The following is a 23,642-nucleotide window of genomic DNA, read 5'->3' as shown; positions in this document are numbered from 1 at the left end:
GCAGGGCCTAAAAGCCTTTTCCGAGCCGGCGGACGAAGAGATAGGTTATCCCCGCGATCACCAGCGACACCGCTGACACCACCCAAAACCCCATCGGCGTGTTGACCAAGGGCAGGCCGCCGACATTCATGCCGAACAGGCCCGAGATAATGGTCATCGGCAACAGCACCGCCGTCATCACCGACAGCACGTAAAGCAATTGGTTCGACTGGGTCGTCAGCTTGGCCATCAACTCGTCCTGCAACAGCCGGGCGCGCGCCTGTAGCTGCTCGCCGTCATAATGCAGCGTCTGCGCCCGGTGCGACAGCCGTGCCGCCATGTCGTTGATCGAGTCAGGCAGATCGTTGCGGTGCGAATGGTCGAGATGGCGAAACAGATTGGTCAGCGTCGCCATCTGCCGGTGGATCACCACCAGATGCCGGCGCGCATCGACCAGTGCCTGGCGCTCATTGTGCCATGCGTCGCAGACGATGCGGTCCTCGATGCCGTCGAGTGTATCGCCAAGGCCGGCGAGCTCTTTCGCCATGCCGTCGAACGATTGGCCTATGACAGCCTCGATCAATTCGGCCGGCGAGCGGAATTTGCGCGCTCCGTTCTCGATTGCCTTGCGCACATTGTCGACCGATTGCAGCGGCTGCTTGCGAGCGCCGATCAGCATCGTCTCGTTGAGGGCGAAGCGGAAATGGCCGAGCCCGCGCGCCTCCGCCGAATAGTCGTGGCGCAGGTCCGGCAGGTCGCCATAGAGCCAGTCGTCCTCGAGGTCGATGTGGCAGCCATGGTTCGAGGTCAGAAAGGCCTCGCGCACCGGTGGCGGCAGCGCCGGCTCGGTGGCGATTTCGTGGCGGGCGCGCATGTCGGAAAGCTGGTAGCTGCGCCATGTCCAGTGCGCGGCGGCGACGTCCTTGGTTCGAGCGCCCTCAGCGGTGAAATGATAGATGAAGAACAGCCCATGCTCGTCGGGCAAGAGGGACGATGGGCTTTCCGGATTGAGGGCGATGTTCATGGTCGCTGCGCCAGGGTCACGAATACTGCGCCGCGCGGCGGCGGCTGCAAATTTCCTAGCACGGGCGAGCCCGGTTTCGTGTGACGGTTTTTTGACAGCGAGAATCGGTAGGGCAGTAGGCAGTAGGAACAGCTGAGCTTCCTTGTTCCCTTAGTGCCTAGTGCCTATTCCCTACTGCCTCACATCTTGTCTATCACCGACTGCACACCCTCGGTCGGCGCGTCGACGGACGATCCCGCCACCATGATGGCGGCGACGATTGCTTCGGGGTCGGCGACCACCAGCGGCTTGACCCGCTGCGCGGTGTGGATGAAGCCTTCCGCCGTCATGTGGTCGAGCAGCGCCAGCATCGGGTCCCAGAAGCCCTTGACGTTGGCGAAGACGATCGGCTTGCGGTGATGGCCGAGCTGGCCCCAGGTCATGATCTCGACGATCTCCTCGACCGTGCCGATGCCGCCCGGCAGCGCCACAAAGGCGTCGGATTTCTCGAACATCTTATGTTTGCGTTCGTGCATGTTGTCGGTGATCACGAGTTCGTCGAGCCGGTCAAGCGCGGTTCCGGTTGCTTCCTTGTTGATGAGGAAGCGCGGAATGATGCCCGTAACCTTGCCGCCGGCCCGCAATGCGCCTTCGGCGACGGCGCCCATGATGCCTTTGGTGCCGCCGCCATAGATCAGCCGCAGGCCGGACCTGGCAATTGAACGGCCAAGCAGGTGTCCGGCCTTGGCATAGGTTTCATCGCGGCCCGGAGACGAGCCGCAATAGACACAGACGGATCGAATCGTGTTCATGCAAGTGATTGGTGATTGGGTCTGAAAGCGTGGTCAAGCCCGGGGCGGGCTTTTTCTTGTCGGTCCAGACAAAACGCGCTAGACCGGCATTAGGTGGCTAAGGGGTAAGCAAATACATGGCAATCAATCCATTGAAGGCGTTTTTGTTCGCGGCGGGTGGGACCGTTGCGGTCGCGGGAACGGCCTATGTGTCGGGTGCACTTGACCCGTATCTCAATCACACGCCGCCGGCGGAAGTCGCGGCGTTGACACCGCCGGCGCAAAAGCCGGCCGATCCGGGCACCGAGGGACGGCTGCCGCCAGCACCCGCCGCAGCCACCGATGCGACGGCGCCGGCTGCGCCCGCACCCGCGCCGGCTGCCGCGGCACCTGCAGCACCTGCTGCGGAGGCGACCCCGCATGCCGCAGCGCCGGCCACGACCGGTCCGATTGCGCCCAGCTTCGATGTCGTGCGCGTTGAAAGCAACGGCTCCATCGTCGTTGCCGGCAATGCGGCGCCCAACGCCAAGGTCGAGATCCTCGACGGCTCGACGGTACTAGGCTCGACAGTCGCCGGCCCCGATGGCGCCTTTGTCATCGTTCTCGACGATCCGCTGAAGCCCGGTGATTACACCATCGCGCTGCGCGCGACGACCGGCGATGTCATCACCCCATCGGTGCAGACCGCTGTCGTTTCGGTTCCCAAGGATGCCGCCGGCCAGGTGCTGGCGATGGTCGAGGAGCCGGGCAAACCGGCCGAGCTGCTGACCGTTCCGGCGCCCGAGACAAACCCTGCCGCGCCGGCTGCTGGCGATCAGGCCGCCGCTCCAGCGCCCGAAGCGCCCGCCGCTGCAGCGCCAGCGCCGGCTGCAGCCGCTGAACCTGCAGCCCCCGCGCCGGCCGTGGTGGAGGCAGCACCGGCGCCCGCCGCTCCGGCGACGCCGCCGGCAGCAGCTGTGGGCGAACCCAAGATCGTCGTCGAGGCGGTCGAGATCGACGGCAACAAGATCTTCGTCGCCGGCCTCGCCGATGCCGGCCGCAAGGTGCGCGCCTATGCCAACGACATCCTGCTCGGTGACGCGCTGACCTCGCCCGATGGCCACTTCCTGGTCGAGGCGACGCGCGACATTCCGGTCGGCAGCTACACCATCCATGTCGACGGCCTCGATGCCGACGGGGTGAAGGTGGTGGCCCGTGCCGCCGTGCCGTTCGAGCGTGAGCCGGGCGAGGCGGTTGCCGCCGTGGCGCCCGCCGAGGTCAAGCCGGCTGAAGTCAAGCCCGCCGCGCCGGCGACGGTGGCCGAAGCGCCTGCCGCACCCGCGGCAACCGAACCCGCCGCCCAGCCAGCACCGGCAGTGGTCGCGCCCGCGCCCGCAGCACCCGCCGCCGAGGCGCCGGCCGTTGCCGCCGCACCCGCCGAGACGGCACCGGCGACGACGCCGGCTCCTGCCGCCGAGGCTCCGGCCGTGGTGGCGGCAGCGACGCCTCCGGCCGAAGTGCCGGAGACCGTGGCGCCGAAGCTCGAGCACGCCGACGGCGCCGTCATCATCCGCCGCCACGACACGCTGTGGCGGATTTCGCGGCGCGTCTACGGCCATGGCGTGCGCTACTCGACCATCTATCTCGCCAACCAGGACCAGATCAGCGATCCCGACCGCATCTGGCCGGGGCAGGTGTTCAAGGTGCCGGAAAAGTCGAAGGAAGGCGAAGCCGCCGACCTCAAGGCGATGGGCGACCAGATGACGACGCCGCCCGTCAAGACCAACTAGACGTCCAATACCAATTTGAAGCCATAGCGCCCGCCTCCGTCACGAGGCGGGCGTTATTTCTTCCAAGGGGAGTCTATCCGGTCTGCCGGGCGCCTCGGCCAGGCGTTCGACAGAACAGGGGCCTCGGAGAACAAATAGCTGAGGACGGGCATGCTGATTGGGCGCTATAATCGGCGCTTGGTTAGAAACGGTGCTTATAAATGAGAAAAGGCGACTTCAGCGAACTGGCCATGTTCATCGCGGTCGCTGAGGAGGGAAGCTTTACACGAGCGGCGGCAAAGCTTGGGCTTTCCCAGTCGGCACTCAGCTATGCCGTCCGCATGCTCGAGGAGCGGCTCAAAGTCAGGCTCATCTCGCGAACGACGCGCAGCCTGTCGCTCACCGATGCAGGAGAAAAGTTGCTTCACAGCCTGCGTCCGGCATTCGACCATATCGACAGTGAAATCGCCCAGCTCACCGCCCTGCGCGACAAGCCCGCGGGCACGATCCGCATCACCACCTTCCGCCACGCCGCGCGAATGGTGCTCTTGCCTGCCCTGTTGAAGCTGCTGCCGGACTATCCGGACATCGCTGTCGAAATCAATGTCGATGAAGGGCTTACCGACATAGTCGCCGGCCGATTCGACGCCGGCATCCGCGTCGGCGAGCAGGTCCAGAAGGATATGATTGCGGTTCGGGTGAGCTCGGATATCCGCATGGCGGTAGTCGGCTCCCCATCCTACTTTGCCAATCGGGAGACCCCGCTAACGCCGCGCGACTTGAGCAACCACAGTTGCGTAAGCTACCGCCAGAGCGCCGGGGGCGGGCTCTATGCCTGGGAGTTCGAGCGCGATGGCGTCGAGCTTGAGGTCCGGGTCAACGGGCCGCTCGTCATCAACGACAACGAGATGCTGGTAAGCGCCGCCCTTGGCGGGCTGGGGCTGGTCTACACCTTCGAAGCTCAGGTTACCCAGCATGTTGCTGAAGGACGTCTGATCCGTGTGCTGGAAGACTGGTGCCCGCCATTCTCCGGCTATCACCTCTACTATCCAAGCAGACGGCAACAGACCCCCGCCTTCGCCCTCCTGCTCGAAGCGCTCCGCTACAAAGGGTAAGTGCGACGGGTGAGGCGCTTCTAGAGGCGGCCTTCCATTTATCTATCCCATTTCTAAGTTCATGCGGATAATAGCGTCTAATCAGATTGATTGGCGCGATCTATCTCCTGTTCATCGAAACAGGAGACAAACATGAGCAAGGTCTGGTTCATCACGGGTGCCGGCAGCGGCATCGGCGCCGCCACTGCCAGGGCGGCCCTGAAGGCAGGCGATCGGGTGGTCGCGACTGGCCGCAATCTCGACAAGGTCCACAATGCCCTGAGCGATGTCGGGGGCGACAGGCTTGGGCTCGTCCAGCTGGACGTCGCCAGCGAAGCACAGGCGAAGGCTGCGGTCGACGAGGCGATGCAGGCGTTCGGCCGCATCGACGTCCTGGTCAACAATGCCGGCTACAGCCTGCTCGGCAATTTCGAGGAGTTGAGCAGCGCTCAGATCGAAGGGCTGATCTCGACCAATCTGTACGGCGTGATCCATGTCATGCGCGCGGTGCTTCCGGTGATGCGCAAGCAACGGTCAGGCCGGATCATCAACATCAGTTCGCTTGCCGGCATCATGGGCTTCAAGCACTGCGGCGCCTACAGCGCCGCCAAGTTCGCGGTCGAAGGCCTTTCGCTTTCGGTGGCCCAGGAGGTCGAACAGTTCGGCATCAAAATCGTCGTGGTTGCACCGGGCTTCTTCCGCACGGACCTCCTCGATGCGCAGAACGCCAGGTACAGCGCCAGCACCATCGATGACTACGCCGCTGAAGGCGCAGCCGAGGACATGTGGTCGGGCTATGACGGCAAGCAGCAAGGCGATCCCGCCAGGCTCGGCGAGGTCTTCGTGGAGCTCGCCGGGATGGAAAATCCGCCACGGCAGTTCCTGGCTGGCAGCGACGCCCTGGCGGCCTACCAGCCGGTCCTCGAAGGACGCCTCGAGGAACTGCGCGCTTACGAGAACCTGTCCAGGTCGACAGACGGCTCTTTCTGATCACTCCAACTCAAAACTGAAGGGACCAATACAATGAAGAAACTCGTCATCGGCGTGGCCGCTGCCGCTGCCCTCACCATCGCTCTTGCCGCAACCGGCTTTGCCCAGGATACGCAGCCGCCTGGCTACATGATCGCCAACTACACGATCAAGGATCAGGCCGGCTACAACAAGTACATGCAGGAGGCAGGTCCGCTGGCGCCGAAATTCGGTGGCAAGATCATCGTCTTCAACCTGAATGCGACCGCTGTGGAAGGCCAGCCGAAAAAGGTCATGGCCATCGCCGAGTTCCCGAGTCTCGCCGACGCGCAGCGCTTCTACAACTCGCCGGAATATACAGCCGCGCGGAAGTTCCGCGTCGCCTCGACCGAAGGCTCGGTCATCATCACCGAAGGCTTTGTTCCCCGGAAGCAGTGACCCCGCAGATATCGACGTTTCAACAACATCCTAGGAGACCCACATGGGCAACCAGCGCGACACCAACGTTCAGCAGGAAGGCGCCCCCTCGAATAGCCGCCGACAGCTTCTGAAAGCCGGCGCGGCGCTCGCCGCTCTCCCCATCATCGCCGCCTCATCTGCAGTTGCAACGGCTGCGGACAACCAAACGACAACGGGTGCAACAATGACCGACGCAAAATCCCAAGACTTCATCAATGGCATGGCCGATTTGATGGCGCATTCGACCCGCACGCCGATCCTACGGTGGCCGAACGAGTACGGCCTGGACTACGAGGAGATTTTCTTCCCGGCGCTGGATGGCGTGACGATCGAAGGCTGGTTCATTCCTGCCGATTCGGACCGGTTGCTCATCTTCAATCACCCCATGCCCTGCAACCGCTACGGTTATCCCGGACATCTGGAGCCGTGGACGAATTTCGGCGGCTTCGAGGTCAATTTCCTGCCGGAATACAAGATCCTGCACGATGCCGGCTACAACATCATCACCTACGACATGCGCAATCACGGCCGCAGCGGCACGGGCAGCGGCGGCATCAATGGCCATGGCGTGTTGGAATATCGAGACGTGATCGGATCGTTGCGCTACGCAAAATCCCGGCCCGATACCCAGGACATGAAGACGGCCCTTTACAGCCGTTGCCTGGGCGCCAATGCCACGATCGTGGGCATGAAGAAGCACCCGGAAGAATTCGCCCACATCAAAGCGATGATCGCCTTGCAGCCGGTGTCGCCGGCGGTGTTCGTCCAGACGGCGATGGAGAACCAGAAAATCGCCAATGGTGTCGAACTGTTCGACATGGCCTTTCACAAGCAGACGGGCTTTCACCTCGCAGACGTCTGGCCGATGGACTATGCCAGGGCAGTGACGATCCCGGTACTCGTCGCGCAGGTTCACAAAGATTTCCTGACCAAGCCCTCCAATGTGCAGGAAATCTACGACACCATCTCTTCCAAGGACAAGAAACTGTTCTGGATCGAAGGCACGGACCAGCGGTTCGAAGGCTACAACTACTTCGGCAGGAACCCACAGCTGGTGCTGGATTGGTTCGACAGCCGCGTTTCGTGATGGAACAGCCGATCTGCCCATAAGGGCAGCTTGCCCTGGATACGGTCATCGTTTATCGCCGATGGACGATGACCTTATCCCCCCTTGAGACGAACGGACGCCGCGCCGCGGAACACTGCGGCCCGGCCAATTGCGCCCCGGACAGCCGCGCCGTCGCCGCCCGGCTTGCCGCGCTGTCGCATCCAGCGCGCATCGAAATCCTGAAGCATCTGTCGGCCAGCAATTCCTGCTGCTGCCGTGAGGTCGTCGACCATCTCGACCTGGCGCAATCCACCGTTTCCCAACATCTGAAGATCCTCGTCGAAGCCGGGCTGGTCCGCTTCGAGCCCGACCGCCAGCGCTCGCGCTACGAGGTCGACCGTGCGGCGCTCGCCGATGTCTCGGCATCGCTGACCGCGCTCGTCAATTCCTGCTGCTCCGGCCGCTAGAGAGATAAGAAGAAGGCACCAAAAATGGCCGAAAAAACCGTCTCCGCCGACTCCGGCTCGACCTTCAAGACCTTGCGCAATCTGTGGCCGTATATGTGGCCGGCCGACCGCGCCGACCTCAGGGCGCGGGTGGTGTGGGCAACCGTGCTTTTGGTCGTCGCCAAGCTGACGCTGGTCGCCGGCCCCTATTTCTTCAAATGGGCGACCGATGCGCTGGCCGGCGACGCCAAATCGGTGCCGCCGCTGCCGTCCTTCCTGCTGGCGCCGGTCATGCTGGTCGTCGCCTACAATGTCGTGCGGCTGGTGCAGCTCGGTTTCAACCAGCTGCGCGACGCGCTGTTTGCCCGCGTCGGCCAATATGCGGTGCGCCAGCTTGCCTTCCGCACCTTCGTCCACATGCACGAACTGTCGCTGCGCTTCCATCTTGAACGCCGCACCGGCGGCCTGTCGCGCATCATCGAGCGCGGCACCAAGGGCATCGAGACGATCGTGCGCTTCACCGTGCTCAACACCTTGCCAACCATCCTCGAATTCGGGCTGACTGCCGGCATCTTCGCCGTCACCTATGGCTGGAAATACGTGGCGGTCGTTGCGGTCACGGTGATGCTCTACATCTGGTTCACCGTCCGGGCCAGCGACTGGCGCATCGTCATCCGTCGCGACATGAACGACAGCGACACCGATGCCAGCACCAAGGCGATTGACTCGCTGCTCAACTACGAGACGGTCAAGTATTTCAACAATGAAGGCATGGAGGCCGAGCGTTTCGACCGCTCGATGGCGCGCTACGAGATTGCCGCCACCAGGATCTGGACCTCGCTCGGCTGGCTGAATTTTGGCCAGGGCATCATCTTCGGCCTCGGCACGGTCGTCGTCATGTGCATGTCGGCGCTGGAAGTGCAGGCCGGCACGCAGACGGTCGGCGATTTCGTCTTCATCAACGCCATGCTGGTGCAGCTTTCGGTTCCGCTCAACTTCATCGGCTTCATCTACCGCGAAATCCGCCAGGGGCTGACCGACATCGAGCAGATGTTCGACCTGCTCGATGTGCCGCAGGAGATCCTCGACAAGCCCGGCGCCAGGCCTTTGGCCGTCGGCGCCGGCAAGGTCGAGTTCCGCGACGTGCATTTTTCCTACGACCCCAACCGCAAGATCCTGAAAGGCATCAGCTTCGAGGTGCCGGCCGGCAAGACGGTCGCCATCGTTGGGCCCTCGGGCGCCGGCAAGTCGACAATTTCCAGGCTTTTGTTCCGCTTCTACGACATCCAGGGCGGCCAGGTGCTGATCGACGGCCAGGATGTGCGCGACGTGACGCAAGAGAGCCTGCGCGGCGCGATCGGCATGGTGCCGCAGGACACCGTGCTGTTCAACGACACCATCGCCTACAACATCCGCTACGGCCGCGTCGGCGCCAGCGAGGAGGATGTCCGCAAGGCGGCCGAGCTCGCCCAGATCGGACCGTTCATCGAACGGCTGCCCGACGGCTACAAATCGATGGTCGGCGAGCGCGGGCTGAAACTGTCGGGTGGCGAGAAGCAGCGCGTGGCGATCGCCCGCACCATTTTGAAGGCGCCGCCGATCCTGATGCTCGACGAGGCGACCTCGGCGCTGGACAGCCACACCGAACAGGAGATCCAGGCCGCGCTCGATCTGGTCAGCCAGGGCCGTACCACCATCGTCATCGCGCACCGCTTGTCGACGGTGATCACCGCCGACGAGATCATCGTGCTCCAGGACGGCCAGATCGCCGAGCGCGGCACCCATGCCGCCCTGATGCGCAAGCGCGGCCTCTACGCCTCGATGTGGGATCGCCAGCGCGAGGCGACGGAAGCCGAGGAACGGCTGCGCATTGCGCGCGAAAGCGACGAGCTGGGTGTTGTGGTGCGCCGACGTACATCCGAGGTGAACTGACGGTTATTTCTGCTCTTCGGTCAGGAAGAAATTTCCGTCGACATGGCCGTTGGCGCCGCAGGACGGCGGCTCCGACATGTCGTCCTTGCCGCTCCCGCTCTGCTCGACGATGAGCTGATCGCCATCGCGGCGGAAGGTGAAGACAAAGCCGGTCGGCTTCTCGTTGTCATCGGTGTCGACAAGCTGCAGTTGCTTGCGGACCGGCACCATGCCGCCGATTTCGCATGACCCGCTGCCTGACACCGGGTTGTTGACGGTATCCGCCGACACCTCAAGCGTGACGGCGCCGGCAGTCTTGATCTCGACCCCGCCGCGGACGTTGCTCCACGTCCCGACAAAATCCTTGGACGCTGGCGCCTTGATGCTGGCGAGAAAGGCGGCGCGGTCACGCAGGAATTCGCCGAGGTCGAAAGTCTGCTTATTCTTGGGCGTGTTCTCGTTGAACGCGGCGATATCGTCGCGATACTGCGTGAAATCGCGCTGGTCGTCCCGCAAGGCCTTGCCGGCACGAGGGTCGAGCGCCTTCAGTGCCGCAGCGTAGCTTTGCGCAACGGCTGCATCGGCCTCCGCAAGGGAAGGATCCGCGCAAATGGCTTTCTCGGCCACGCTGCTCGCCTGGGCGCAGTCGAAGGAGGGCTTGCCTTGCGCGCTGGCGCTGCCGTGCGCCGCGACCAGAAAGATCAGAACCGCAATGGCGGTAGCGCCGGCCGAGTTCCCGAACAGTCGCTTCGTCATCAAGGCATCGTCCCCGCCCGAATTTTCCGCCGACAACAATTCGCACAAACAGCCAGGATCGTCACTTGCACATGTCGGTGATCGACAAACGATCATGGGCTTAAGGGCAGTTGCGACGGACCCGAGAGAATTTCGGAAGGCGTCTCCAAATTTTCCGCTTGACCTCAACTTAGGTTGAGATCGTAGACCGCCGATCGAAGGTGCATGACGCGCCTGTTTGCGATTGGAGATACGAGAAATGGATCAGGTAAATCAACAGCATGGCAATGGCAGCGTGTTCCGGGTCGACAAGTTTGTCGTGCCGGCCGCCGCCCGCGAGGAGATCCTCACCAAAGTCAGGACGACACATGAATTGCTGCGCCAGCAGCAAGGCTTCGTCCAGGATTTCCTGCTTGAGCAGTTCTCCGGTCCGGGCGAGTTCAACCTCGTCACCATCGTCGAATGGGAAAGCCAGGCGGCGGTCGACAAGGACGTGCCGATCGTCAAGGCCGCGCATGAGCGCATCGCCTTCAACCCGCAGGAGACGATCGCCCGGCTCGGTGTCCGGGCCGACATCGCCAATTATCAGCGCTTGCCCGAGCTGTAGGAGGGCCAGCCGGCACCCGGTGCCGGCGCCTCGGCGCTGAGCACCTGGCCGGTGCGGGCATCGCTGATCATATGTTCGAAGCCGCGCCACTCGGCGGCGACGATGAACAGCGTCTTGCCGTCGGGACCGCCGAGCATGCAGGCAAAGCAGCCGCGATCGACGTCGACGGTTTGCAGCACGTCGCCGCCTTCGCGCACCCGCACGCAATGCCGGTTGGGCACGTCGGCATACCAGACAGCGCCCTCGGCATCGATACAGATGCCATCGGGAAAGCCGTCGCCGAGATCGGCCCAGACCCGCCGGTTGGCCAGGCTGCCATCGGCACCGATATCGAAGGCCGTCAGCCGGTTGGCGTGCGATTCGGCGACGATCAGCGTCTTGTTGTCAGGCGTGACCGCCATGCCGTTGGCGAAGGCGATGTCCTCCGCCATCTGTCGAATCGTCCCGTCAGGCGTGATCAGCACGATGGTGCCCGGTCCGAAATGCTCGCCCGGAGCAGGCGACGGGCCACCGCCATCGACATAGATGTTGCCGCGCCCGTCGACGACGATTTCGTTCCACGGGCTCTTTGAAAGCCCTCTCAGATCGGCATGGGTGACCAACGTCCCGTCAGGCTCCTGCCGCAGCAGCAGACCATCGCGCCCCGAAACAACCAGCAGCCGCCCGTCCGGCAGCCAGTCGATCGAATAGGGCAGGACGGCCGGCACGGTCAGCACGATCTCGCTGTTGCCTTCGGCATCGACAGCGACGATCTCGCCGGTGCCCCAGTTGCAGAGCCAAAGGCGTCCGTCATGCCAGCGCGGCGACTCGCCGAAGGCGAGGCCAGTCATCACGATATGCGCTTTACGGACTGCTGATTTCTGCGACGGCATTGCGGGCTCCATGGTTGGTTCGGCAGCGCTTCGAAGGAGCGCTATCTCCCAAGGACGAGCGAGCGAGGTTCGCCCCGACAATAGCGTTGGTTTTTTCTCGGCCAACCAGAACGCATATGTCCGATGCCCGGGGCTCCCCATTGTTGCGTTGCGACGACGGGGGCTTTCCGCTATTGAGGCCGAACCTGAAACAAGGGTTGCCCCGATCCCATGAGCCTCGTCGACGCGGTCAAGAATGCGCTCGTTCCGATCCATCGCGAGGGCTATCCGTTCATCGCCGCCTTTGGCGCGGGCACGCTTTTCCTTGGTTATTTCTCCTCGATCCTGTTCTGGATCGGCCTCATCCTGACGGCCTGGTGCGTCTATTTCTTCCGTGACCCGGAGCGCGTCACCCCGGTCGACGACCGGCTGGTGGTCAGCCCCGCCGACGGCATCGTCTCGGCCGTCGGTCCGGCCGTGCCGCCGCGCGAACTTGGCCTTGGCGGCACCGAAATGACCCGCATCTCGGTGTTCATGAATGTCTTTTCCTGCCATGTGAACCGCGCCCCGGTGCGCGGCCGTATCTCCCGGATCGAGCATCGGCCGGGCAAATTCCTCAATGCCGAACTCGACAAGGCCAGCACCGAAAACGAGCGCAACGGCCTGATCATCGATAGCCCCAACGGCACCGTTGTCGCGGTGCAGATTGCCGGTCTGGTGGCGCGCCGCATCGTCTGCTGGGCCGAGACCGGCGGTTCGATCGCGATCGGCGAGCGTTTTGGGCTGATCCGCTTCGGCTCGCGCGTCGACGTGTTCCTGCCCTTGACCGCCGTGCCGCGCGTCGCTGTCGGCCAGACGGCTGTCGGCGGCGAAACCGTGATCGCCGAATTCGGCGGCGTTGCCGCAACGCCTTTGGTCAGGATTTCGTAGGCGATGGGCGCGCCATTCAAGAAATTCGAGGCGCATGGCAGCGGCGGCCCGCGCATCCGCGAAATCCCGATGCGCATGGTGCTGCCCAACCTGGTCACCGTGCTTGCCATCTGCGCCGGCCTGTCCGGCATCCGCTTCGGCTTCGAAGGCCGCTTCGAGCCGGCGGTGGTGATGGTGCTGCTGGCCGCCTTTCTCGACGGCATTGACGGGCGCCTGGCGCGGATGCTGAAGGCGACCTCGAAATTCGGCGCGCAGATGGATTCGCTGGCCGACATCGTCAATTTCGGCGTCGCGCCTGCTTTGGTGCTCTATGCCTTCCTGCTCGACCGGGCGGGATCGCCGGGCTGGATCGCGGTGCTGCTGTTCGCCATCGCCTGCGGGCTGAGGCTTGCCCGCTTCAACGTTCTCGACGAGGATCACGATCGCCCGATCTGGCAGAGCGAATATTTCGTCGGCGTGCCGGCGCCGGCGGGCGCCGTGCTGGTCATGCTGCCGCTCTATCTGTCGTTCCTCAGGGTTGGCGTCGAGCCCAGCCGCCCCGCCGCCTTTGTCGCCACCGGCTTCACCATCCTGGTCGCCTTCCTGCTGGTCAGCCGGCTGCCGGTCTATTCCGGCAAGAGCCTGAAAGTGCCGGGCGACAAGGTTCTGCCGATCATCCTCGCCGTCGTGCTCTACATCCTGCTTTTGATGACCTATCCCTGGTACACGCTGACCGCGTCGGTCGCCGGTTATTTGCTGTTCCTGCCGTTCAGCGTCCGCGCCTACACGAAACGCGCCAAGCGCGAGGGCGAGAAGGTTCCGCCTTCGGATATAGGGTGAGCTGGATCATCGCCCGCTCTACGTTTCGAGCTTGCTAAGCCGCTACACCCAGCCCCAGCTTCTCGATCGCCAGCTTCCGCGTCGAGACATAGTCGGTCTTGCCCGAGCCCAGCACCGGGATTTCCTCGACCTTGACGATGTCGTTGGGCACCATCAGCTCTGCCGCACCCGCCTGCTTGCCGAACTTGCGCAGTTCTTCCGGGTTGGCGTCGTCGGCGGTGGTGACCAGCACGATGCGCTCGCCGCGCCTTTTGTCCGGCACCGCCACTGCCGCATGGCGCTCTTCCGGCCACAGCGACTGCACCAGCATCTCGACTGCGCCCAGCGACACCATCTCGCCGGCGATTTTGGCAAAGCGCTTGGCGCGGCCGCGAATGGTGATGAAGCCTTCGCGGTCGACCGCGACGATGTCGCCGGTGTCGTGCCAGCCCTCGAGCGGCTGCAATTCGCCGGGCCGGTCCGATGTCATGTAGCCCATCATCAGGTTGGGTCCGTCGAGCCACAGCCGGCCGGCATCCTCGATGCCCTCGACCGGTTCGAGCTTCATGCGCATCGCCGGCAAGAGCCGCCCGACCGTGCCGTCGCGGCCATGGATGGCGGTGTTGACGGCAACCACGGGTGCCGCCTCGGTCAACCCGAACCCTTCGATGATCTCGGCCTGGAAGCGCTCGCGGTAGACGCGGCGCGTCTCCGGCTTCACCGCCTCGGCGCCGGCGACGACGAAGCGCAGGCTGGAGAAGTCGCCATCCTTGGCGGTGCGCGCGTAATTGGCGAGGAACGTGTCGGTGCCGAACATGATCGTCGGCTTCACCTTGCGGGCGATCTCGGGGATGATCTTGTAGTGCAGCGGCGAGGGGTAGAGGAACAGTTTTACCCCGGTCACCAGCGGCAGGATGGTGCCGCCGGTCAGCCCGAACGAGTGGAACACCGGCAGCACGTTGAGCAGGATGTCGACCGGTGAGATGGTGATGCGCGCCTCTGCCTGCATGGCATTGGCCACAAGGTTCTTGTGCGACAGCACCACTGCCTTGGGCGTGCCTTCCGAACCCGAGGTGAACAGGATCACTGCCGGCTTGGCCGCATCCTGCGGCTGCAGCGGGAAACGCCAGAGCGCCGCTGCCGCAAGCTTGTCCAGCGTTGTCACGCTGGCGCGCACATCCTCCAGCCACAGCATTTTCGCGCCGCCCGCCTCGACCGCGGCGACGATATCGTCGATGCCGGCCTTCTCGATGAAGGCGCGGGAGGACACGACGGTGCGGATGACGGCCGTGCGCACCGCCGCTGTGACGCTCGCCGGCCCGGCGGTGTAGTTGATCATCGCCGCAACCCGCCCGGCCGACAACAGGCCAACGAAGGACAGCACCACGCCATTGGCGTTGGGCAGCAAGATACCCACCGCTTCGCCCGGCGCCGTCACCGCTTCGAAGCGGCGGCCCAGCACCCGCGCGCCGATAAACATCTTCCGGTAGCTCAGCGCGCCTGAAATGACGTCCTCGATGATCGGATGCGAGGCGCCGACACGGTCGGCGGCATCGCGCATGGCCAGGAACAGGCCGCGATCGAGATTCGTGCCGAAAAGCCGGGCCTCGGCGACGCGATCGAACAGCGCATTGGTGTTCGAGGACTGGTCGGGGTTTTGCGCCAAAAGCTCGGCGATGGTCATAGGCTCTAGCACACTGATCGACAGGTGTGGAAACCAGTGCCGCGGTGCCTTGTCGGCCGGCGTCAGCGACACCGGCAGGCTGCGCGCGCCACCAACGAAGATCGGCACAATGCGGGCATCCGCCTGCATGGCGATGCGGGTGACGGCGCGAAACAGCCGAAACGTTTTGACGTCAGGCTCGACCGCATCCGGCAGATAGACGGCGAGCCGGCCTTTGCCCTTCAGCACCCGCACCAGCCGGCGGCTGACGAAGAGATGCTCGGCATTGAAGGCGATCGTGCGGCCAAGCTCGCGCCACGGCTCGAGCCACGGCGACCGCGCCGAGACCTCGTCGAGAATGTGCAGCGTGTCCTCCGGCAGCAGCGACAGCATCAGCGCCGGCTCGAAGCGCGACTGGTGCGAGATGACATAGATGACCGGCGCCGGTGCCGCGCGCGCGATCTTCATCCGATCGTTGTCGATCCGGTAGGCGAGCTTGAACGGCACGTAGAGCAGCGCCTGGGTGAAGCGCAGGCCGAGGCGGAATTTTTCCACCACGCCGATCAGCAGCCAGGCCACAACCAGACCCGCAAGCAGCGCCAGTGTCAGGAACATGCCGCATCTCTCCCAGCGTTTTCACGCTGCGGCTCTTTTCCGGCCGCTTCGGGGCAGAGCCTAGCCGAAGTGCGGGCAAGGTCAATGCGCAGCTTTTTCCTTCTCCCCGTTCACGGGGAGAAGGTGCCCGAAGGGCGGATGAGGGGCGGCACCGATGTCTCAAGCCGCCTTCAACCGCCCGCTGATAAACCGGAACTCCTGCGTCTTGCCGCCATAGCCATAGGCTGCGGCCGGCACTTCATGCACGAAGGCGTAGCTCTCCTCGTGCACCGCGCCCAGCAAACGGCCGAAGGCGGCGAAGATCGCCTTCAGATAGGCTTCCAGCTCAAGCTTGGTGTTGGTGCCGTCGACCACCTTGATGTCGAGCCAGAACGTGTTGGCGCCGTGCTCGGCCAGCGACTTGCCGCCGGCGAACCAGTGCTGCGGGTCGAGATAGGATATGGCAACCGCGGTGATGGTTGGATCCTTGCGCAGATGCGTCGCGGTCAGTTCGGTAACTTCCTTGGCAATTGCTGCGGAAAGGGTGGCGTTGGGCTTGCCGGTGACGCTCACATTGATGATCGGCATGTTCTCGTCTCCTTGGTTTCTCGCGGCGTCTGTTCGCCGTTGAGGAGACCATGTCACAACCCATAGATCAGAAAAATCGAATTGTTTTTAATTTATGATTCGATAATGTCGAATTATGCAAACGCTTGATCCCGACCTTCTGAAAACCTTCCTCGCCTTCGTTGACGGCGGCTCGCTGGCGCAGGCGGCATCGACCGTCGGCCGTTCACCCTCGGCGGTGACGACGCAGATGCAGCGGCTGGAGGAGATAGTCGGCGAACCGCTGCTTCTCGCCCAGGGGCGGGGGCGCGGCCTGACGCCGGCCGGCGAGGACCTTGTAGGACACGCCCGGCGCATCCTTGCCGTGCACAGCGAAGCGTGGCTGGCGCTGAAGGGCGCGCGTGCCGATGGCCGCGTCGCCATCGGCACGACGCAGGATTTCGCCGACAGCGGCCTGCCTGACCTACTCAGGGCCTTTGCCGTCAGCCATCCGCGCGTACGCGTCGAATTGCGCGTCGGCCGCTCCGCCGAACTTGGGCAGGGGCTGCAATCCGGCTCGCTCGATCTGGCGATCGCCATGCGCCAGGCCGCTTCGGCGGACGAAGTCGGCGTGCTGCGCGAGCCGATGGTCTGGCTCTGTTCGCAAAAAGGGTTGGTCTCGCGCCAGGACGAGGTGCCACTGGCGCTGCTCGATCCGTATTGCGGCTTTCGCGAAGCAGCAATTGCGGCCCTCGACGCCGCCGGCCGCCGCTACCGCATCGCCGCCGGCAGCGCGAGCCTGGCCGGCTTGCGCACCGCGGTGGTTGCCGGCATTGCGCTGACGTTGCGGACGACGCGCTTTGCCCATTCCGGCATTGTCGAAGCGCCGCGCGAGCTTGGCCTGCCGCCGGTTCCGGTTGCCGAATTCGCCATCCGGCTGCGTGAGGGCGCTGACCGTCCGGCGCAGGATCTGGCGGCGCTGCTCAGCGGCAACCTTGCTCTGTCGGTTGCTCCGGCCTGAACGCAAAGAAAAAGCCGACCTTGCGGTCGGCTTCTAAGTAGGACGGGCCGAGGGGTTTGGGGGGACTTGGGGGTGGCCCGTCGCACCAACAATGCGTGAGTCCGATGATGGTTCCGTGACATCGAAAATTCTTTTTCAGGCAACAGGCGCGCTCTGCGTGTCGACCACGCTTTGTCTGGCCACCAGCCAGTCGCGGCCGGCATGCGCAAACACCGCGCACAGCACGATGGCGCCGCCGATCAGGCTGGCAGCAGGCGCGATCTCGCCCAGGAACAGGAAGGCGAACAGGATCGCGAACGGCACTTCGGCCGAGCCGAGCAGGCCGGATTCGGCCGCCGGGATGAGCCGCGCGCCTTCCGTCCACAGGATCGAGGACAGCGCGAAGGAGGCGCCAAACGTGGCAAGCAGCAGGGCGTCCCTGGCCGACACCGCCAGCGGATCGGTGACGAACCAGCCGAGTACGAACAAAAGGAATGCCGACACCGCACCCGCCCACACCACCGGCGTGTCGCGGAAGGCGCGCACCATGATCATGTAGAGCGCACTGCCGATCGTCATCAGCAGCGCCAGCCCGTCGCCGAACAGGTGGCCAGTGCCGAATCCGGACCACACCATGATTGCCACGCCGCAAAGCGACACGGTGGCGGCGACCATTGTCTGCAATCGGAATGGTTCACGCGTCAGAACCCAGGCCAGCAGCGCGGTGACGAAGGGCGCGGTGGCGTAGATGATGGCGACATTGGCGACGAAGGTGAATTTGAACGCCGAGATGAAGGCAATGCTGGCCAGCGCCCCTTCCACCGCCAGCAGCCAGCCCCGCCATCCCAGCCGCAGGCTTTCGCGGCCGCCGGAACGGTGTCGTCGCCACAGCACGTAGAGTGCGACCAGGATCGAGCCGACAAAGCCGCGCCAGCAGATGATGGTCAGCGGGTCGGTATGGATCGACTTGGTCAAGACGCCGGTCAGGCCAAAGACGGCCGCCGACGACGAAACCAGGATAATGCCAAGGGTGCGCTCGGCGGCGAGGTCGGGCGCGCCTTGCACCTGCGTCTCAGGTCGATCGAGAGAGTCAGCCATGTCACCAGACTACGCTTCCTGTCCTGACACCTTGCTGTCAGCAGCAGCTACGATCCCATGGCAAGGGCTGATGCAGCTAAGCCAACTTCGGGCTTGTGTTGGGGCAGGGACTGGCGGCCTTTCATTCGGCCGATGCTTGCGCTGACAAAACCACTCCGCAGTGATCGCTGATGCTGTTATGCGAGGCGGCGGACGCGCGTTCTCGGCGTGTTGCAATGCTGGACGGCTACAGCTTAATCAGGTAATTTCGAGGCCACGAATGGCATGGCGCGTCCCGGACCACGGAGAGGGCTGGCCGGCGCGTGCGCTGTATAAGTCCGGGAGTTTCGATGACCGAGGTGATCGATCGACTGGTGATGGCGATGAACGCGCATCACCTCGATGCCGTCACGGCTCTCATCCACGAGAACTATAGGAGCGTTCAGCCGGCGCACCCGAGCAGGGCCTTCGTCGGGCGGGACCAGATGCGCGCCAACTGGGAGGCCATGTTCTCTGGAATACCTGACTTCCATGCGGCGGTCACGCGCTCGGTCCAAGACGGTGACACGACGTGGAGCGAATGGCATTGGTCAGGCACTCGCAGCGACGGGCAAACCTTCGAGGTGCGCGGGGTCACGCTGTTCGAAATCATCGAGGGTCAGATTGTGGCCGGGCGCCTGTATCTGGAGGACGTCGAGCGGCAGGTTGTCGGCATCGAAGAGGCGGTTGAAGCCCTCTCCGGGCGCCGTCCGCCAACAGCCAGCAGTGGAACCGGTTCCTGAACTCATCACCGCGCCGCGGCGGAGACAGCTTCGCTGGGCTATGCGCCCAAGGGGTATTTGGGCCTTGAAGGGGGAAGGTCCGTTCGGCTCAGGCTCGCGAAATCTGGCATGTAGTTGTTCCCGAACCTGGCCGTTGGTCTTGGCCGGCCGAACCTGCATCAGCATGTGGTCGCCATGAACGGCAGACATGGACGCAACCGCGCGCAATCACTTCGTTCCAAACCCTGGCGGGCGCCATGGCGCCAAAGGACTATCGAAAAGGATCGGAAATGGACGCCACCGCACTGAAGGCCATGCAGGCACCGCTTAAGGAGGCCTATCGCGACGATGCCTCGCGGGCGCTGATCACGCTTCGCGCCAAGGGCTCGATCGACGACCAGTCGATCGCCTGCAAGGTGGAGACGGGCAGAGCGCTGGCGGTGGCCGGCCTGCATCCGGCAACCGGCGGCTCCGGGCTCGAACTGTGCTCGGGCGACATGCTGCTGGAGGCGCTCGTGGCTTGCGCCGGAGTGACGCTGAAGGCGGTGGCGACGGCGCTGGAATTCAAGCTGGGCGCTGCCACGGTCGAGGCCGAAGGCGATCTCGACTTTCGCGGCACGCTGGGCGTGGCAAGGGATGCGTCGGTCGGCTTTCGCGCCATCCGGCTGAGTTTCAGCCTCGACACCGACGAGCCGCAGGAGCGCATCGACGCGCTCATCAAGCTGACCGAACGCTACTGCGTAGTGTTCCAGACGATCAGTAGCAAGCCGGAACTGACGGTGATTGCACGGCGTTGAAACTGCCAATCTCCCCCCTCGTGGGGGAGATGCCCGGCAGGGCAGAGGGGGGCGCTGTCCCGCCGTCCTCTCAAATCAAACTCTGTGACTTTCAAATCAGCGGATAGGCAAAGTGGCTAAGGTCGGCGATCCTTCGCGCCCCCCTCTGGCCTGCCGGCCATCTCCCCCACGGGTGGGGAGATTACGCTCTCTATTGCGCCGCCGGCTCTTCCGCATCGCCCTCGTCGGTGAACGGCGAGGCGCTCGGAACACAGTTCACCGCCCAGCCGGCCGGCGACGGCTGTTTCTGATATTCGGTGACGGCGTTGGTGCATTGTTCGCGGGTGTCGAAGGTGCTGGGTAGCACCACCATGCCGCCTTGCGGCCCGGCGATCACCAGATACCAGACCAACGCTACGCTCGGAGCAGCCATGGGAATTCCTCGTTCTGCTTGTTGTGGGAGTCGGGTGATCCTATCAACTTCGCACCGATGGCGAAAGCGTGGCCGTCGCGCAGCCTTCCACGATGACATCACAGCCCCGTGATGTCTGGCTCCCCAAGGCAGGCCTATTCCGGCTGCCGGTAGGCGACGAAACGGTTGTGCTTGGCCTGGAAGATCAGCCCGGTCTCTTTCAGGTCCGGGCTTGCCAGCGGCACGATGCGTTTGGCGATTTCGGACGGATGCGGCAACGTCTCCGGATCTTCGCCGGGCAGGGCCTGCGCCCGCATGGCGGTGCGCGTGGCGCCAGGGTCGGCGGCATTGATCCTCAGCGGCAGGCTTTGCGTCTCATGCGCCCACGAGCGCATCATGGTCTCGACCGCCGCTTTCGAGGCCGCATAAGGCCCCCAGAAGGCGCGCGCCGAATGCGCGACGCTGGAGGACAGCAAGATGGCGCGGCCGGCATCGGAAAGCCTGAGCAGCGGGTCGACCGAGCGGATCAGCCGCCAGGTCGAGGTGACGTTGATGGTCATCACCTTCTCGAAGGTTTTGGCTTCGATGTGACCGATTGGTGAAATGACGCCAAGCACGCTGGCGTTGGCAACGAGGATGTCGAGCTTGCCCCAGCGCTCATGGATGGCGCCGCCCAGCCGGTCGATGCCGGCCATGTCGGCGAGGTCGAGCGGCACCAGCGTCGCTTCGCCCTTGCCGGTTTTGGCGTGTTCGGCCTTGATCTGGTCGTCGAGCTCCTCCAGCCCGCCAACCGTGCGGGCAACGGCGATGACATGCGCACCGGCAGCGGCAAGCTCCTTGGCGATGAAGTAGCCGATGCCGCGCGAGGCGCCGGTGACGACCGCAACGCGGCCGGAAAGGTCGAGGGTAGAGGTCACCGGGCAACTCCAAAGGTTAGCGCTCTATGTCGCCCCCCTCTGTCCTGCCGGACATCTCCCCCACAAGGGGGGAGATTGGCCTGCCGCGCCGATGGCGCTCGACCTGCAAGGCTGGAGATTGGCGAAAGCGGAAATGAAAGCCGATCTCCCCCCAAGTGGGGGAGATGTCCGGCAGGACAGAGGGGGGCGCGACAAAGCGATCGCTCTGAAATTTGCAACCCGTCGAAACTCACGGTGACTGCAAAACCCTATGCCCCGCTCGTCGCCAGCAGCGACAGCGTGCGCACATTGTCGTGGCCTTCGAAGTCGAGCAGGCGGGTCGGGTACTGGCCGGTGAAGCAGGCGTCGCAGAATTGCGGCTGCTCATTGTCGCGGCCCGTCTCGCCGACGGCGCGATAGAGCCCGTCGATCGAGAGGAAACCGAGCGAATCGACGCGGATGAACTCGGCCATCTCCTCAACCGACATGCGCGAGGCCAGAAGCTTCGACTTCTCCGGCGTGTCGACGCCATAGAAGCAGGAAGCGCGTGTCGGCGGCGAGGCAATGCGCATATGCACTTCCTTGGCGCCGGCATCGCGCACCATCTGCACGATCTTCTGGCTTGTGGTGCCGCGCACGATGGAATCGTCGACCAGCACCACGCGCTTGCCCTCGATCATGCGCCGGTTGGCGTTGTGCTTGAGCTTGACGCCCATATGGCGGATCGAATCGCCCGGCTGGATGAAGGTGCGGCCGACATAGTGGTTGCGGATGATGCCGAGTTCGAAGGGAATGCCCGCGGCCTGGGAAAAACCGATCGCCGCCGGCGTGCCCGAATCCGGCACCGGCACGACGATGTCGGCCTCCACAGGGCTTTCCTGCGCCAGTTCGGCGCCGATGCGCTTGCGCACCTCATAGACATTGCGGCCTTCGACCGATGAATCGGGTCGGGCGAAATAGACATATTCGAAGACGCAGAAGCGGGTCTTCTGCGGCTCAAACGGGAACAGGCTCTCGATGCCCTTGCTGGTGACGACGACCATTTCGCCGGGCTTCAGGTCGCGCACGAAGCGCGCGCCGATGATGTCGAGCGCGCAGGTTTCGGAGGCCAGGATCCAGGCGCCGTCGAGATCGCCGAGCACCAGCGGGCGGATGCCGAGCGGATCGCGGCAGCCGATCATCTTCTTGGACGTCATCGCCACCAGCGAGAAGGCGCCTTCGACCTGCCGCACCGCATCGATGAAGCGCGAATTCAGATCGCGCTCCTTGCTGGTGGCGACCAGATGCAGCAGCGTCTCGGTGTCGGAGGTCGACGAGAAGATCGCGCCCTGTTTCTGCAGCGCACGCTGCACGGTCATGGCGTTGGTGAGATTGCCGTTATGGGCGACGGCGAAACCGCCATCGGCAAGCTCGGCGAAGAACGGCTGGATGTTGCGAACGCCGGCGCCGCCGGTGGTGGCGTAGCGGGTGTGGCCGATGGCGCGGTTGCCTTGCAGGCTGTCGATCACACGCTGCTTGGTAAAGGTGTCGCCGATCAGGCCGACATGGCGTTCAACATGGAACTGGGTGCCGTCATAGGACACGATGCCGGCGGCTTCCTGGCCGCGATGCTGCAGTGCATGCAGGCCGAGCGTGACGATTGCCGCTGCATCCTGCCGGCCAAAAATGCCGAACACACCGCATTCGTCGTGGAAATGATCGTCGGCCTCGGCGGAAAGCACGTCGTCTGCGTCTGCCATGTGGGGCTCAAGCTCCGCTAAAATCGCCATATAAGGTGATAGCGCGTCGAAAGCAACGCATGCCGCGCGGCGTTCACATCATCGTCAGTTCGAAGATGGCGCCGTCTGGCGGGCGCCATCCTGCCAAAAGTCAGTTTGCCGGCGCAGCCGGGGCCGGAGTGGCCGGCGCATTGTCGGCCGGCGGCGCGTCGGTCTCGCTGTCGTCGGGCGCCGGCGCATCGGCATCGTCGCCGGTTGCAGGCGCATCCGCGGCCGGCGCGTCGGCTGCCGGGGGCGCCTCGGGCGCGGCCGGCTGATTCGGATTGAGCTTCTTGAGGATGGCGTTTTCCGGATCCTCGGGCAGCAGGCTTTCGAGCTTGGCGCCGATCGATTCCAGAAGCGGCTTCGACTTGGCGTTGGCGATCCACGCCGGTGCCTTGGCGCCAGCCAGCCAATTGAAAAACAACAGCGCCACTGCAACCACCAGGATGCCGCGCGCCGCGCCGTAAAGGAAGCCGAGCGTGCGGTCGAGCGCGCCGATCCTGGAATCGATGATCCAGTCGGCGAGCTTCATGGTGATGACGGAAACGACGATCAGCGCGATGATGAAGACGACGCCGGCGGCAGCCGCCATGGCGATCTTGTCGTTTTCGACATAGGGCTGGATGTAGGGCAGCACCGGCTTGTAGAAGAAGAACGCCGCCGCTGCCGCCGCTGCCCAGGAGACGACGGACAGGATCTCGCGTGAAAAGCCGCGAACCATGGCGAGCATCGCCGAAACCAGGGTGAAGCCGACAAGAATTCCGTCAAGCAGCGTAATCGGCATGTTT

General features: G+C 64.1%; 24 protein-coding genes. 13 read left to right on the top strand and 11 right to left on the bottom strand.

All coding sequences use genetic code 11. The annotated features are described in order from the left end of the window. Window positions 1–7 precede the first annotated feature (7 nt). Together AC1DXU_RS09975 and AC1DXU_RS09970 are read right to left on the bottom strand one after the other, a co-directional pair. Window positions 8–1,003 (bottom strand): transporter, encoded by a 996-nt coding sequence (locus tag AC1DXU_RS09975; RefSeq protein WP_477367616.1) that lies wholly within the window; start codon window positions 1,001–1,003, stop codon window positions 8–10. Between the two features lie 179 nt (window positions 1,004–1,182). Next, entirely contained in the window at window positions 1,183–1,794 is a 612-nt protein-coding gene (locus AC1DXU_RS09970) for an LOG family protein (protein WP_477316436.1), read from the bottom strand. A gap of 116 nt (window positions 1,795–1,910) precedes the next feature. On the opposite strand from AC1DXU_RS09970, the gene AC1DXU_RS09965 reads away from it, so the two are divergent. From AC1DXU_RS09965 to AC1DXU_RS09935, 7 genes are all read left to right on the top strand, one after another. Continuing rightward, window positions 1,911–3,542, top strand: a complete 1,632-nt coding sequence (locus AC1DXU_RS09965; protein ID WP_477367613.1) for a LysM peptidoglycan-binding domain-containing protein — start codon at window positions 1,911–1,913, stop codon at window positions 3,540–3,542. Between the two features lie 200 nt (window positions 3,543–3,742). Beyond that, a complete protein-coding gene (locus AC1DXU_RS09960; protein WP_477367610.1) occupies window positions 3,743–4,636 on the top strand; it encodes a LysR family transcriptional regulator in 894 nt (297 codons plus the stop codon). Window positions 4,637–4,768: 132 nt separating this feature from the next. Next, window positions 4,769–5,605, top strand: a complete 837-nt coding sequence (locus AC1DXU_RS09955; RefSeq protein WP_477367607.1) for an SDR family oxidoreductase — start codon at window positions 4,769–4,771, stop codon at window positions 5,603–5,605. Between the two features lie 33 nt (window positions 5,606–5,638). Beyond that, the gene (locus AC1DXU_RS09950; protein ID WP_477367604.1) at window positions 5,639–6,022 is read left to right on the top strand and encodes a DUF1330 domain-containing protein; all 384 of its coding nucleotides are present in this window, start codon (window positions 5,639–5,641) and stop codon (window positions 6,020–6,022) included. A gap of 43 nt (window positions 6,023–6,065) precedes the next feature. Beyond that, window positions 6,066–7,130, top strand: coding sequence for an alpha/beta hydrolase family protein (locus AC1DXU_RS09945; RefSeq protein WP_477367601.1), 1,065 nt, complete (start codon window positions 6,066–6,068; stop codon window positions 7,128–7,130). Between the two features lie 68 nt (window positions 7,131–7,198). Further along, on the top strand, window positions 7,199–7,558 hold the full coding sequence (locus tag AC1DXU_RS09940; protein WP_477367598.1) for an ArsR/SmtB family transcription factor: 360 nt from the start codon (window positions 7,199–7,201) through the stop codon (window positions 7,556–7,558). A gap of 24 nt (window positions 7,559–7,582) precedes the next feature. Further along, on the top strand, window positions 7,583–9,469 hold the full coding sequence (locus AC1DXU_RS09935) for an ABCB family ABC transporter ATP-binding protein/permease (protein ID WP_477367595.1): 1,887 nt from the start codon (window positions 7,583–7,585) through the stop codon (window positions 9,467–9,469). Between the two features lie 3 nt (window positions 9,470–9,472). Here AC1DXU_RS09935 and AC1DXU_RS09930 read toward each other — a convergent pair whose 3' ends face one another. Further along, window positions 9,473–10,204, bottom strand: a complete 732-nt coding sequence (locus AC1DXU_RS09930) for a lysozyme inhibitor LprI family protein (RefSeq protein ID WP_477367592.1) — start codon at window positions 10,202–10,204, stop codon at window positions 9,473–9,475. A 238-nt stretch (window positions 10,205–10,442) separates the two neighbouring features. On the opposite strand from AC1DXU_RS09930, the gene AC1DXU_RS09925 reads away from it, so the two are divergent. Next, complete coding sequence (locus tag AC1DXU_RS09925; RefSeq protein ID WP_477367589.1) at window positions 10,443–10,790, top strand: antibiotic biosynthesis monooxygenase; 348 nt, start codon at window positions 10,443–10,445, stop codon at window positions 10,788–10,790. On the opposite strand, the gene AC1DXU_RS09920 is transcribed toward AC1DXU_RS09925, so the two are convergent. Beyond that, on the bottom strand, window positions 10,769–11,662 hold the full coding sequence (locus tag AC1DXU_RS09920; RefSeq protein ID WP_477367586.1) for an SMP-30/gluconolactonase/LRE family protein: 894 nt from the start codon (window positions 11,660–11,662) through the stop codon (window positions 10,769–10,771). The genes AC1DXU_RS09925 and AC1DXU_RS09920 overlap by 22 nt on opposite strands. Window positions 11,663–11,872: 210 nt before the next feature. Between AC1DXU_RS09920 and AC1DXU_RS09915 the strand changes: the two genes are divergently transcribed. Together AC1DXU_RS09915 and AC1DXU_RS09910 are read left to right on the top strand one after the other, a co-directional pair. Then, window positions 11,873–12,571 (top strand): phosphatidylserine decarboxylase, encoded by a 699-nt coding sequence (locus tag AC1DXU_RS09915; RefSeq protein ID WP_477367584.1) that lies wholly within the window; start codon window positions 11,873–11,875, stop codon window positions 12,569–12,571. Window positions 12,572–12,574: 3 nt separating this feature from the next. Further along, window positions 12,575–13,390: a CDP-alcohol phosphatidyltransferase family protein gene (locus AC1DXU_RS09910; RefSeq protein ID WP_477319510.1), complete on the top strand. Its 816-nt coding sequence runs from the start codon at window positions 12,575–12,577 to the stop codon at window positions 13,388–13,390. A 34-nt stretch (window positions 13,391–13,424) separates the two neighbouring features. Here the strand turns inward: AC1DXU_RS09910 and AC1DXU_RS09905 are convergent, their stop codons facing one another. Further along, complete coding sequence (locus tag AC1DXU_RS09905; RefSeq protein ID WP_477367581.1) at window positions 13,425–15,647, bottom strand: AMP-binding protein; 2,223 nt, start codon at window positions 15,645–15,647, stop codon at window positions 13,425–13,427. A 159-nt stretch (window positions 15,648–15,806) separates the two neighbouring features. Further along, on the bottom strand, window positions 15,807–16,214 hold the full coding sequence (locus tag AC1DXU_RS09900) for a tautomerase family protein (protein WP_477319506.1): 408 nt from the start codon (window positions 16,212–16,214) through the stop codon (window positions 15,807–15,809). A gap of 115 nt (window positions 16,215–16,329) precedes the next feature. Between AC1DXU_RS09900 and AC1DXU_RS09895 the strand changes: the two genes are divergently transcribed. Then, window positions 16,330–17,193: a LysR substrate-binding domain-containing protein gene (locus AC1DXU_RS09895; RefSeq protein WP_477367578.1), complete on the top strand. Its 864-nt coding sequence runs from the start codon at window positions 16,330–16,332 to the stop codon at window positions 17,191–17,193. Window positions 17,194–17,328: 135 nt separating this feature from the next. On the opposite strand, the gene AC1DXU_RS09890 is transcribed toward AC1DXU_RS09895, so the two are convergent. Beyond that, entirely contained in the window at window positions 17,329–18,270 is a 942-nt protein-coding gene (locus AC1DXU_RS09890; RefSeq protein WP_477367575.1) for a DMT family transporter, read from the bottom strand. Between the two features lie 329 nt (window positions 18,271–18,599). Here AC1DXU_RS09890 and AC1DXU_RS09885 point away from each other — a divergent pair, with 329 nt between their 5' ends. Both AC1DXU_RS09885 and AC1DXU_RS09880 read left to right on the top strand, forming a co-directional pair. After that, window positions 18,600–19,031: a nuclear transport factor 2 family protein gene (locus AC1DXU_RS09885; protein WP_477367572.1), complete on the top strand. Its 432-nt coding sequence runs from the start codon at window positions 18,600–18,602 to the stop codon at window positions 19,029–19,031. Window positions 19,032–19,300: 269 nt separating this feature from the next. Beyond that, window positions 19,301–19,807, top strand: coding sequence for an OsmC family protein (locus AC1DXU_RS09880; RefSeq protein ID WP_477367569.1), 507 nt, complete (start codon window positions 19,301–19,303; stop codon window positions 19,805–19,807). A 190-nt stretch (window positions 19,808–19,997) separates the two neighbouring features. On the opposite strand, the gene AC1DXU_RS09875 is transcribed toward AC1DXU_RS09880, so the two are convergent. From AC1DXU_RS09875 to AC1DXU_RS09860, 4 genes are all read right to left on the bottom strand, one after another. Further along, window positions 19,998–20,219, bottom strand: coding sequence for a hypothetical protein (locus AC1DXU_RS09875; protein ID WP_477319496.1), 222 nt, complete (start codon window positions 20,217–20,219; stop codon window positions 19,998–20,000). Between the two features lie 134 nt (window positions 20,220–20,353). Beyond that, a complete protein-coding gene (locus AC1DXU_RS09870; RefSeq protein WP_477367566.1) occupies window positions 20,354–21,115 on the bottom strand; it encodes an SDR family NAD(P)-dependent oxidoreductase in 762 nt (253 codons plus the stop codon). 248 nt (window positions 21,116–21,363) lie between these two features. Beyond that, on the bottom strand, window positions 21,364–22,833 hold the full coding sequence (purF, locus tag AC1DXU_RS09865) for an amidophosphoribosyltransferase (RefSeq protein ID WP_477319492.1): 1,470 nt from the start codon (window positions 22,831–22,833) through the stop codon (window positions 21,364–21,366). Window positions 22,834–22,963: 130 nt separating this feature from the next. Beyond that, a complete protein-coding gene (locus AC1DXU_RS09860) occupies window positions 22,964–23,638 on the bottom strand; it encodes a CvpA family protein (RefSeq protein WP_477367563.1) in 675 nt (224 codons plus the stop codon). Window positions 23,639–23,642 lie beyond the last annotated feature (4 nt).

The sequence above is a fragment of the Mesorhizobium sp. P3_A10 genome, assembly GCF_056403175.1.
The sequence above is the reverse complement of the archived record's forward strand: the minus strand, read 5'-3'. Positions and strand labels throughout refer to the sequence as shown.